Source organism: Armatimonadota bacterium, assembly GCA_031459715.1.
In the GTDB taxonomy this organism is placed as follows: Bacteria; Sysuimicrobiota; Sysuimicrobiia; order Sysuimicrobiales; family Humicultoraceae; genus Humicultor; species Humicultor tengchongensis.
Map to the genome: position 1 here is coordinate 1 of JAVKIA010000052.1, position 11,208 is coordinate 11,208.

13 protein-coding genes are annotated in these 11,208 nt (G+C 70.0%); 11 read left to right on the forward strand and 2 right to left on the reverse strand.

Features of this window, described 5'->3' with window-relative positions:
- From QN152_12950 to QN152_12980, 7 genes are all read left to right on the forward strand, one after another.
- On the forward strand, nt 1–590 hold a 590-nt coding region (locus QN152_12950; protein MDR7540414.1), incomplete at its 5' end, for a SufD family Fe-S cluster assembly protein.
- Nucleotides 587–934: a non-heme iron oxygenase ferredoxin subunit gene (locus QN152_12955; GenBank protein MDR7540415.1), complete on the forward strand. Its 348-nt coding sequence runs from the start codon at nt 587–589 to the stop codon at nt 932–934. The genes QN152_12950 and QN152_12955, both read left to right, overlap by 4 nt.
- A gap of 27 nt (nt 935–961) precedes the next feature.
- The gene (locus QN152_12960) at nt 962–2,206 is read left to right on the forward strand and encodes a cysteine desulfurase (GenBank protein MDR7540416.1); all 1,245 of its coding nucleotides are present in this window, start codon (nt 962–964) and stop codon (nt 2,204–2,206) included.
- 41 nt (nt 2,207–2,247) lie between these two features.
- Nucleotides 2,248–2,709: an SUF system NifU family Fe-S cluster assembly protein gene (locus QN152_12965; GenBank protein MDR7540417.1), complete on the forward strand. Its 462-nt coding sequence runs from the start codon at nt 2,248–2,250 to the stop codon at nt 2,707–2,709.
- A 1-nt stretch (nt 2,710) separates the two neighbouring features.
- Nucleotides 2,711–4,603: a transketolase gene (locus QN152_12970; GenBank protein ID MDR7540418.1), complete on the forward strand. Its 1,893-nt coding sequence runs from the start codon at nt 2,711–2,713 to the stop codon at nt 4,601–4,603.
- Between the two features lie 446 nt (nt 4,604–5,049).
- Nucleotides 5,050–5,424 (forward strand): DUF1573 domain-containing protein, encoded by a 375-nt coding sequence (locus QN152_12975; GenBank protein ID MDR7540419.1) that lies wholly within the window; start codon nt 5,050–5,052, stop codon nt 5,422–5,424.
- A 30-nt stretch (nt 5,425–5,454) separates the two neighbouring features.
- Entirely contained in the window at nt 5,455–7,026 is a 1,572-nt protein-coding gene (locus QN152_12980) for a DUF1573 domain-containing protein (GenBank protein ID MDR7540420.1), read from the forward strand.
- 5 nt (nt 7,027–7,031) lie between these two features.
- Here the strand turns inward: QN152_12980 and QN152_12985 are convergent, their stop codons facing one another.
- On the reverse strand, nt 7,032–7,424 hold the full coding sequence (locus tag QN152_12985) for a hypothetical protein (GenBank protein MDR7540421.1): 393 nt from the start codon (nt 7,422–7,424) through the stop codon (nt 7,032–7,034).
- Between the two features lie 538 nt (nt 7,425–7,962).
- Here QN152_12985 and QN152_12990 point away from each other — a divergent pair.
- Nucleotides 7,963–8,295 carry a nucleotidyltransferase domain-containing protein gene (locus QN152_12990; GenBank protein MDR7540422.1) on the forward strand — a complete coding sequence of 111 codons (333 nt, stop codon included), beginning with the start codon at nt 7,963–7,965 and terminating at the stop codon, nt 8,293–8,295.
- Nucleotides 8,285–8,677, forward strand: coding sequence for a HEPN domain-containing protein (locus QN152_12995; protein MDR7540423.1), 393 nt, complete (start codon nt 8,285–8,287; stop codon nt 8,675–8,677). Before QN152_12990 ends, QN152_12995 begins: the two co-directional genes overlap by 11 nt.
- Nucleotides 8,678–8,817: 140 nt before the next feature.
- Here QN152_12995 and QN152_13000 read toward each other — a convergent pair whose 3' ends face one another.
- Nucleotides 8,818–9,327, reverse strand: coding sequence for a hypothetical protein (locus QN152_13000; GenBank protein MDR7540424.1), 510 nt, complete (start codon nt 9,325–9,327; stop codon nt 8,818–8,820).
- Nucleotides 9,328–9,636: 309 nt separating this feature from the next.
- On the opposite strand from QN152_13000, the gene rmuC reads away from it, so the two are divergent.
- Nucleotides 9,637–10,701: a DNA recombination protein RmuC gene (gene rmuC, locus QN152_13005; protein ID MDR7540425.1), complete on the forward strand. Its 1,065-nt coding sequence runs from the start codon at nt 9,637–9,639 to the stop codon at nt 10,699–10,701.
- 16 nt (nt 10,702–10,717) lie between these two features.
- Nucleotides 10,718–11,208: RNA helicase (locus QN152_13010; protein ID MDR7540426.1), on the forward strand; the 491-nt coding region annotated here is incomplete at its 3' end.

Genomic DNA, 11,208 nt, shown 5'->3' on the forward strand with positions numbered 1-11,208 from the left:
GCCTGATCCGCGCCCGCCTGGGCCGGGACGCCACCCTGGCCAGCCTGGTGGCCGGCTTCGGCGGCAGCCTGGTGAAGACCGACGTGGAGTCGAAGCTGCAGGGCCCCGCCCCCCAGTCGGAGATGCTGGGCCTGTACTTCGCCAGTGACCGGCAGCACTTCGACTACCACACCCTGCAGGAGCACCTGGCGGCGCACACCTTAAGCGACCTGCTCTACAAGGGCGCGGTCAAGGACCGGGGGCGGACGGTCTTTGCCGGATTGATCCGCGTCCACCCCGGAGCGCAGAAGACCAACGCCTTCCAGTCCAACCGCAACCTCCTGCTGAACGCCGGGGCCAGGTCCGACAGCATCCCCAAGCTGGAGATCATGGCCAACGACCTGCGCTGCACCCACGGCTCGGCCACCAGCCGGCTGAACGACGAGCAACTCTTCTACCTCATGAGCCGGGGGCTACGACGGCAGCAGGCGGTGCAGATGGTCGTGGACGGCTTCTTCGCCGAGGTGCTGGACCGGATTCCCCTGGAGCGGCTGCGGCAGCAGGTGCAAGAGGAGATTGCGGGCAAGATCGCGGAGTCATCCCAGAGATGAGCGGGTTCGTCAAGGTGGCCACGGTGGATCAGATCCCGCCCGGGCAGGGGCGGCGGGTGGAGGTGGAGGGGCGGCAGATCGCCCTCTTCAACGTGGGAGGGCGCTTCTACGCGGTGGACGACACCTGCACCCACGAGGAGGCCTCGCTGGCCGCCGGCGCCCTCTCCGGGGAAATCGTGGCCTGTCCCAAGCACGGGTCGCGCTTCCACCTGCCCACCGGGCGGGTGCTCTCGCTGCCGGCGGTGCGCCCCGTGGACACCTACGAGGTGAAGGTGGAGGGTGCCGACGTCCTGGTGCTCCCCCAGCCGCGCAAGGGCGTGGGTATGCCGCACAGGGTCTGGTAGCGGCGCCGCGCGCCGGGAGGTAGGGGCATGATCCCCGAACGGGTGCGGGAAGACTGCGCCCTCCTGCAGCAGCGGGTGCACGGCAAACCCCTGGTCTACCTGGACAGCGCCGCCACCTCGCAGAAACCGCGGGTGGTCCTGGAGGCGCTGGCCCGTTACTACAGCGAGTACAACGCCAACGTGCACCGGGGCATCTACGCCATGGCCGAGCTGGCCACGCAGCGCTACGAGGAGGCCCGCGCCCGCGTCGCCCGCTTCATCAACGCCCCCCGCCCCGAGGAGGTGGTCTTCACCCGCGGCACCACCGAGGCTATCAACCTGGTGGCCTACACCTGGGGCCGGGCCACCCTCCGCCCCGGCGACGAGATCCTGCTCACGGAGATGGAGCACCACAGCAACATGGTCCCCTGGCAGCTCCTGGCCGCAGAGAAGGGGGTGCGCCTGCGCTTCGTACCGTTCGACCACCACGGCCAACTGGTGATGGAGGAGTTCGATCGCCTCCTCACCGAGCACACGCGGCTGGTAGCGGTGACGCACCAGTCGAACGTGCTGGGCACGATTAACCCGGTCGGGGAAATTGCGCGGCGCGCCCACGGCGTGGGCGCGCTGGTGCTTGTGGACGGGGCGCAGAGTGTGCCCCACATGCCGGTGGACGTGCAGGCGCTGGGCTGCGACTTCCTGGCCTTCTCCGCCCATAAGATGTGCGGCCCCACCGGCGCGGGGGCGCTGTGGGCGCGCTACGAGCTGCTGCAGGCCATGCCCCCCTTCCACGGCGGCGGGGAGATGATCATGCTGGTCACCCTGGAGGGTGCCACCTATAAGGACCCCCCGCACAAGTTCGAGGCCGGCACCCCCAACATCGCCGACTGCATCGTCTGGGCCACGGCCATCGACTACCTGGAAGGCTTCGGTATGGCGGCCATCCGGGAGCACGAGCGTCAGTTGCTGCGCTACGCCCTGGGGCAGCTGCGGGAGGTGCCGGGGGTGCGGGTCTTGGGTCCCGAGGACGTGGAGCAGCGCGGAAGCGCCATCGCCTTCGACCTGCCGGGGGTGCACCCGCACGACGTGGCCCAGGTCCTGGACCAGGAGGGGATCGCCGTGCGCGCCGGGCACCACTGCGCCCAGCCGCTGCACCGCCGCCTGGGCCTGGCCGCGTCTACACGGGCCAGCCTTTACCTGTACAATACCCCGGGGGACATCGACGCCCTGACGCGCGGCCTGGAGACCGTGCGCCGGCTCTTTACGCCACGCACCGCGGCGCGAGACCGCTAGGTCCTGCTCGGTCTGGCCCGCGGCCGGAAGGAGACCGAGACGTGGGCCTGGACGACCTGTACCGCGAGATCATCCTCGACCACTACGCCCACCCGCGCAACCGCGGCCGCCTGGCCACTGCCGACATCACCGTGGAGGGAGCCAACCCGCTGTGCGGGGACGAGCTGGCCCTCTACGTACGCCTGGAGGGCGGGTCGATCGCGGAGGTGCGCTTCGAGGGGCGGGGCTGCTCCATCAGTCAGGCCTCCGCCTCCATGCTGACCGAGCAGGTGCGGGGCAAGACACTGGCCCAGGCGCGGGAGCTGGTGGCCGCCTTCAAGGCCATGATGCGTGGCGAGGCCTCCCCCTTTGACGACACTGACCTGGCGGCGCTGCAGGGGGTGCGCAAGTTCCCCGTGCGGGTGAAGTGTGCCACGCTGGCCTGGGTGGCCCTGGACCAGGGAATCGAGGAGTTCCAGCGGGGCAAGGCGGCGTCGCGGGCCACCACCGAGGTGCCGGAGTAGCATGGCCGCCTGGGTCGAACGGGCGCGGGACCTGGCCCGGCAGTTCCGCGCCGACGCCATCCGCATGACCGCCGCCGCCGGCTCGGGACACCCCACCTCCGCCCTCTCCGCCGCCGAGCTGATGGCCGTACTCCTGCTGCGCCACCTGCGGTACGACTTCGCCAACCGGGACCACCCCAACAACGACCGGCTGATCTTCTCCAAGGGGCACGCCACCCCGCTGCTCTACCCCCTGCTCGCCGCCGCGGGAGCCATCCCGCCGCAGGAGCTGCTCACCTACCGCAGGTGGGGCAGCCGCCTGGAAGGGCATCCCACCCCGGTCCTCCCCTGGGTGGAGGTGGCCACCGGGTCGCTGGGGCAGGGGCTGGCTATCGGCGTGGGGATGGCCCTAGCCGGCAAGTACCTGGACAAGCTCCCCTACCGGGTCTGGGTACTGCACGGCGACAGTGAGATGGCGGAGGGCGCGGTGTGGGAGGCTTTTGAGCACGCCGCCTACTACCGCCTGGATAACCTCATCGCCATCCTGGACGTGAACCGTCTGGGGCAGCGCGGCGAGACCATGGTCGGCTGGAACACCGCGGTCTATGCCGCCCGCGCCCGGGCCTTCGGCTGGCGCGCCATCGAGGTGGACGGGCACGATGTGGAGGCGGTGGACCGCGCCTACACCCAGGCGGTGGAAGGGGCGGGCAGCGGGCAGCCGGTGGTGGTCATCGCCCGCACGGTGAAAGGCAAAGGGGTCTCCTTCGTCGAGGACCGAAACGGCTGGCACGGCAAGGCCCTCTCCAGGGAAGAGGCGGCGCGGGCCCTGGAGGAGCTGGGTGAGGTGGAGCGCCTGCAGGTGGCCGTGACCGCTCCGGAGGACCTGCGTCCGGCCCTGCGACCGGATCCCCGCCCGCTGGAGCTGCCCCGCTACCAGGTGGGCGGTAGCGTGGCCACGCGGGAGGCTTACGGCGATGCCCTTCGGGCCCTGGGGGACGCGCGGCCGGACGTGGTGGCGCTGGACGGGGAGGTGAACAACTCCACCTACGCCGAGCGATTCGCCCGGGCGCACCCGGAGCGCTACTTTGAGATGTTCATCGCCGAGCAGCAGATGGTGGCTGCCGCGGTGGGGCTGCAGTCGCGGGGCTGGACGCCCTTTGTCTCCACCTTCGCCGCCTTCCTGACCCGGGCCTACGACTTCATCCGCATGGCCGCCATCTCCCGGGCCAACCTCAAGCTGTGCGGCTCCCACGCCGGGGTGAGCATCGGCGAGGACGGGCCTTCGCAGATGGGACTGGAGGATCTGGCGATGATGCGTGCCGTGCATGGGTCCACCGTACTGTACCCCTGCGACGCCAACCAGACCGCGGCCCTGGTGGCGGAGATGGCCGACCGCCCGGGGATCGTCTACCTGCGGACCACGCGGATGAAGACGCCGGTGATCTACCCGCCCGCAGAGCGATTCCCCGTCGGGGGCAGCCGCGTGTTGCGCTCCTCTGACAGCGATCAGGTCACCCTGGTGGGAGCGGGCGTCACCACCCACGAGGCCCTGCGGGCCGCCGACCTGCTGGCCCAACGCGGCATCCGGGCCCGGGTGGTGGACTGCTACTCGGTCAAGCCCATCGACGCCGCCACCCTGCGCCAGGCGGCGCGCAGCAGCGGCGGCCGCGTGGTGGTGGCGGAGGATCACTGGCCGGAGGGCGGTCTGGGTGACGCCGTCGTGGAGGTGCTCACCGACCCGGAGGTCACCCGCGACGGGTTCGTCCCGCAGGTGGTCCGCCTGGGCGTCCGGGCCATGCCCGGCTCGGGTACCCCGGCGGAGCAACTGGCCGCAGCCGGCATCGATGCTGCCCACATCGCCGCCGCTGCGGCTGCCCTGGTCGAAAGCCCGATAGCCAATACACTCCCCGCCTGATACCCGACCTCCCCCCATCCGGCTATCGTGCCCTTAAGGGCGCACCGAGCGCGCTGAGGGTGGGATGGGGACGTGGAGGTGGGAGTGCACGGGTTTGCTGAGCCGGAGAAGACGGGCGCGGTAGGGTTGGGCAGGTGAGCCGGAAGAAACGCCGGGGCAAGGCGCACCGGGCAAGCCGTCGTGACCGCCGCAGCGACCGCCCCCTGCCGCGGATCCGCGTGCTGGTGGTCCCCGCCCTCGTGCTTGTGCTGGCCGCCGGCGGATACCTGCTCTTTCGCTGGCTCGGTCCGGGCGCCTCCTCGGCCGGAGCCCCTGCATCGGGCGTCACGTCTCCCGTTGCGGGTCCCCGAGTCTCCGCGCCCGAGGGAGCTCCCGCTGCCGGTCCTGCAGTGCCTGCATCCGGTGGCGCGCTCCCGGCCCCGCCATCCGGCGTTCCGTCGCTCAGGGTGACCCCAAGCGTCTACAACCTGGGCCAGGTGAGCCAGGCGGCCGGGAGGGTGACCGTGCGCCTGGCGGTGTCCAACACCGGCACCGCCGACCTGGTGATCACGGAGATGGAGACCTCCTGCGGCTGCACCCGCGCCGCGCTGGTAGTGGACGGCCGGAGTGGACCGTGGTTCGGGATGCGCGGGCACGGGACATGGCCGGCGGGGTGGTCGGCGCGCCTGCGTCCCGGCCAGCAGGCCGCCCTGCTCGTCGAGTACGACCCAAACGCCCACGGCATCTACCGCGGCCCCATCGACCGCGCCGTTCTCATCCACTCCAACGACCCCCGCCAGCCGCACGCGGAAGTGCGTCTGACGGGCGCGCAGGTGCCGTAGGGGCGAAATTCGGATGCTGCGCTGGAGGGGATGGTGACCGGGCGCCGGGTCGTCGCGGTCCTGGCCGCGGTCGTCCTGCTCGCCGGCGTCCTTTTGGTGGTGGCCCGGCGCGGCCCGTCAGAGCCGGCGGTAGCGCTCGACCCCGTCGCGGTAGACTTCGGGGAAGTCTCCGCGCCGGCCAGCCGAGCGGTTCTGGTGCGCAATGTCGGGCGGGCCCCGCTGCAGATTCTCTCTGCAAGCACCTCCTGCGGCTGCACCAGGGCCGTCGTCGAGCGGTCCACCATCCCTCCGCGCGGAGCGGCTCGACTGGTGGTCACCTTCGACCCGGTGGCCCACGGTCCGCAGGCAGGACCGGCCCGTCACGCCGTCTACCTGCGCACCAATGATCCGCGCGCCCCGGAGGTGGAGCTGGAGGTGCGCGCCGTGGTGGTGAAGGCGCCGCGCGTGGTGGCCTACTACAACGCCTCCTGCCACGACTGCCTCCCCTACCTGGAGCAGGAGCTGGAGCCGTTGCTGCGCAGCCTGGGCGCGGGCGAGATCGAGCGGCGCGACTACATCCAGCAGCGGGCATACCGCCGGGAGCTGGTGGAGCGCAGCACCTCTCTGGGCATTCCTCCGCAGATGCAGGGACACATGACCGTCTTTGTCGGGGAGCGGATCGTCCTGCAGGGGCACGTGCCCGCCGCGGTCATCCGCGACCTGCTGGCCCCGCGGCACGCCGGCCGGTACCGCCTCATCGTGGTGCTGCAGGACAGGATGGCCTCCCACGGGGATCCGCCCACGCACTACACGGTGTGGGCCCCCGGCGGAGCCATGGCCACCTACCCGCTCCACGAACCGATTGCCACCTACCTGTCGACGCTGCCTGCGGCAAGATCCTCCGCCGGGGCCCCGGCTGCGGCGGAGCACCGCGGCGCCCCGGCCACCCTCCCCGCCGCCTTCCTCACCATGGTGCTGGGTGCCGGGCTGCTGGACGGCATCAACCCCTGCGCCTTCGCCGTGCTGCTGCTGTTCGTCGGCTTCCTCTTCACCCTGCAGCGCGGCCGCTCCGACCTGCTGGCCCACGGCTTCACCTATATCGCCGCCGTATACCTGACCTACCTGGCCATCGGCCTGGGGCTACTGAAGGTCTTCTCCCTGGGGGCGCCGCACCTGGTGGCCCGCATCGGAGCCGGGCTGATGGTCGTCCTGGGGCTGCTCAACATCAAGGACGCATTCTGGTACGGGGTGGGCCCCAGCCTGACCACGCTCTCCATTGGTGGGGCCGCCCGCGACCGCTGGATGCGCCGGGCCACATTCCCGGCCACCGCAGTGGTCGGGTTCCTGGTGGGTGTCTGCGAGTTCCCCTGCACGGGCGGCATTTACGTAGGCATCCTGGGGCTGCTGGCGGCGCGGACCACCTTCTGGCCCGGCCTGGGCTACCTGCTCCTGTACAACGTGATGTTCGTCCTGCCCCTGGTGGCTCTGCTTCTGGTCCTGGGCAACCGCCGGGTGGTGGGGCAGTACATGCGCTGGATGGGCACCCACCGCCGGGTACTGCGGCTGGTCCAGGGGCTGGTGATGCTCGCCCTGGCCGCGGCCATCCTGCGCTGGTTCGTGTAGTGCCTCTAAGCGCCGCGCCGTCGCGGGTCTATCTTTCCACGTCGTCGCGAGAGGCCGGGATTCTTGGCCAGGGCGCGCTCGATGCGGCGAAATGCCTCCCGCACCGCCTGGCGGGCCCGCGCCCGTTCCTTGCGGTCCACCAGGCGCCCGATCACTCGCCGCGTCTCCTCCATCACCCCGGCCATCACCCGGCGGAAGGCGAGGTATTCGCCGCTGTCCCGAACGAAGCCCGAGCGGTCAGCGGTGACCGGCAGGAAGTCCGCGTGCACCTCGCCCCGGATGCGCGCGGCGTCCCGGCCCCAGCCTTCCGCCCCGAAGAGGTCGCGCCGCACCGTCACCTGCCGCACCTTCAGCTCGACCCCTGCGTCGGCCGCCGACGCCAGGTGCGCGGGGACCACGACGATCTGTGCGTGACGACGGTGAAGCGCTAGCAGGCGGAGAGGGTGGCGAACTTGCCGATGCCGAACTGCCCGATGCGCGGGCGGCCGAAGCGCGGGGAGCGGGGTGGAGGCGCTTGTCCGCTGTGCCCACGGTGAAGTACTCGCGCAGCCCCTCCAGGTCCATGCCCAGGCCGTTGTCTGCCACCTGCACCTCGTCGTCGGTGATGGTCACCCGCACCTCGGTGGCGTTGGCGTCGTAGGCGTTGTTAACCAGCTCGCGGATGAGCTCGATGCTCTCGGCGTAGAGGCCTCCCCGATGGTGACCAGATGGCTCTTGTCCACGCGGACGGGAAGGCTATCCAGGCTCATCGCGGGCAGAACTCGCGGTGCGGGCCGGCACATCCTGGGGAGGAGGCGGAAAGGCACCTGAAGCCGGAAGGTAGAAAGGAGGTGGATAGAAACGCCACAATGAGGGGGTTTCGGCGTCTGAGGCGCTGTGGCGGACAGGTCCTATGACCCTGCGGCACGCACAGGCACTGGAGGCGCTGTGGTGGAAATGCAACACGATCTGCTCGATCAGGACCCAAGACTTGCCGAAGTTGTCCGGCGACTGGTTGAGGCCTACCGGCCTGAGCGGATCTACCTGTTCGGATCGTTCGCCCGCGGGGAGGCCGGGCCTGACAGCGACTACGACCTCCTTGTTATCGTGTCCGACGACGCGCCGCAGGAACGCAAGGACAGCAAACTGGCCTACCGAGTACTCTGGGGGACAGGGACGGCGGCCGACGTGATTGTCTGGGAACGGTCCCGTTTTGAGCGCCGTGCCCGCGTGGTCTGCTCGCTACCCGCCACCGTGCTGCGCGAAGGGAAGCTGCTCCATGCCGCATGACCCGGAGCTGGTGGCAGAGACGCGGGGGTGGCTGGTCCGGGCCCGCGCCGACCTCGCCGTCCACCCGCCCCTGACCGGAGACGTGGTATTCCACGCGCAACAGGCCGCGGAGAAGGCGATGAAAGGATTTCTTACCTGGCACAGCCGGTTGTTCCGGAAAACGCACAACCTCACCGAGCCAGGCGAGCTCTGCGCGCGACTGGATCCGACCCTGGAGCCGCTGCTTCGCCGCGCGTCCGGGCTGACCGACTATGCGTGGAAGTTCCGCTATCCGGGCGAGCCGGACGAGCCGCCGCGTGAGGAGGCCGAAGAGGCCCTGGCCCTGGCCGGAGAGGTCTACGAGCAGCTTCTCGTGCGGCTGCCGCGAGAAGTCGCACCTTGAGCAACGGCTGAACGTCCCCAAGTGCCAGGAGTCTCTGAGCCCTGACGCCCTGGGATAACATGCCGGGACGCCGAGATCCTCCTCTTCCTCGCCCGCGTGGTTTGGCCTGCTTCGGTTCGCGGATATAGGGTTCGACTGTGTCAGGGCCAGAAGACGCGCAGCAGAATTGGGACCAGGATCGCGGCCACGATGCCAAACATCACGGTATTGAGGCGGGCGCCGAGGCCGTCCACGCGTCGGTTGGTGTGCGCGATGGCTCCCCGGAGTTCGGAGGCGAACATGTCGATCTTCGCGTCGAGCCGTGCGTATCCCGTGTCCATCCTCTCCTGGAGCCGTGCGTATCCCGTGTCCGTTTTCTCCTCGAGCCGTGCGAAGCGCGTGTCCATCTGCGTCTGGAGCCGCGCGTAGCCCGTGGTCATCTGCTCCTCGAGCCGTGCGAAGCCCGCGTCCATCTTCCTGTCGAGCCGAGCGTCCGCCTCCCGGAGCTCGGACCCCTGCATGTCGATTTTCGCGTCCAGGCGGGCGAACCCGGAGTCTACCTTGCCTTCCAGGACGGCCAGGCGGCCCTCAATCGTCCCCAGGCGCTTGTCGATCTGCTCGTATGCGCCTTCGAGCCTGGCCAGCCTGACGTCCGTGGTCTCGGTCCCCATGGCCGGTCCTCCTTCGACTCTACCAGGATTGCGGATCGGCCGGAACGGGAGGGTTTTCAAGGGCCTTCAGGGCTTTCAGGGGCGATGCCGGGACGGCTCCCTTGAGTCTGGCGGCGCGATCGAACCCCGGAGGGCTCCGCCTTGCCGGTAGCGAGGGATAGACCTGGCGTTCCGGCACCTGATGACCGGTGTCCCGGCACCTGGTGACCATGTGTCCCGGTGCCCGCCGCCCGGGGCGCTTCAAGGCCGAAGTTCAGCACCGGTGGTCTGCAAGAAATCTATCGCGGGCGGGGAATACAAAGAGGTGACGTGACCGTGCCGGTTGTCCTCTGGATCGTCCTGGGGTTCCTCGTCGCGGGGGCCCTGGGCTGGCTCCTGGCGTGGGCCCTCCTGCGCGCCCGCCCGCCCCGGGAGGAGACCGCGGCCCTGAGCGACCTGCGCGCCCAGATTGAGGTTATGGCCCAGAGCCAGACGACAGTCCAGCAGGCGCTGACCACCGTCCAGGGCACGCTGGGCGACCTGCAGGCGAGGCTGGTGGAGACCGGCGCCGGCATCAAGGATCACCTGAGCCGCGACCTGCAGGAGGCCCGCCGTGACCTCCAGGAGACCCGCCGCGTCATCGACGAGGTCCGCACCGTTCAGGCCGCCCGCCGGCAGATGGAGGACGAACTCCGACAGGCCGTCGGCCGTATCGAGGCCGTCATGGCCGGCCGGGAGCGCCGGGGCCAAGCGGGCGAGCAGATGCTCGCCGCGGCGCTGCGCCAGCTGCCCGCCTCGATGGTGGAGCAGGGTTTCAAGGTGAACGGCAAGACCGTGGAGTTCGCCCTGGTCCTCCCTGGCGGTCGCCGCCTGCCCATCGACTCCAAGTGGACCGCGGGAGACCTGCTGCAGCGGCTGGCGGCGGCCCATTCCGGACCCGAGGCCGATGCCCTGGCCGACGAGATCGAGCGCTGCGTTGGCCGCCGCGCCCGCGAGGTGGCCCAGTACATCAGCCCGCCCGCCACACTACCCTGGGCGGTTGCCGCTGTCCCCGACCCTGCCTACGCCGTCTGCCGGAAGGCCCACCTTGAAGCCTTCCGCGCCGGGGTCATTGTCCTTCCCTACAGCCTGACTCTGCCCTACCTGCTGACCCTGTACCAGATGCAGCTTCAGTACGCCGGCTCCGTGGACGCAGAGCGCCTGGGCACTGCCCTTACCCAGATGGAGCGCCACCTGGAGGCCCTGGACCGCACCCTGGAGAACAGCGTGGCCAGGGCCATCACGATGCTGGAGAACGCCTACGGGGACCTGAAGCGCGGCACCGGCGACCTGCGAGGGACACTCGCCGGGTTGCGCCAGGCCGCGCAGGAGGCTCGGGAGGAAAGGCCGGTATAAGGACGGTCAGATCGCCGTGCTGAAGCTCGAGGAGTTGCGACCTCACGCTGTCGTGCGGGGCATAGTGCCCGACGCCACCGTCGCCGTCGTGGGCGTTCAGTGGTATGGCTCCGACGCTCTGGAGCTGACATACAAGGACCCGGCCGGCCGGGTGGGCAACGTTCTTCTCTACCGGGACGACGAGCCGCGGCTCGAACTCGTCGAGCAGGGGCGCCCGTGGAGTTTCGATGGTGAGGGAACCCTGTTCCGGCTTGTCTCAGAAGCCCACCGCATCCGTCTCGCCTACCTCTTCGATCCCCTCCTCGCCATCCACACCTCGCTGCTCGAGCCCCTGCCACACCAGATCACGGGTGTCTACGACGCCATGCTCCCGCGCCAGCCTCTGCGCTTCCTGCTGGCCGACGACCCCGGAGCAGGCAAGACGATCATGGCGGGATTGCTCGTCAAAGAGCTTCTCGTCAGAGGCGACGTCCAACGGTGCCTGGTGGTGTGTCCCGGGAGCCTCGT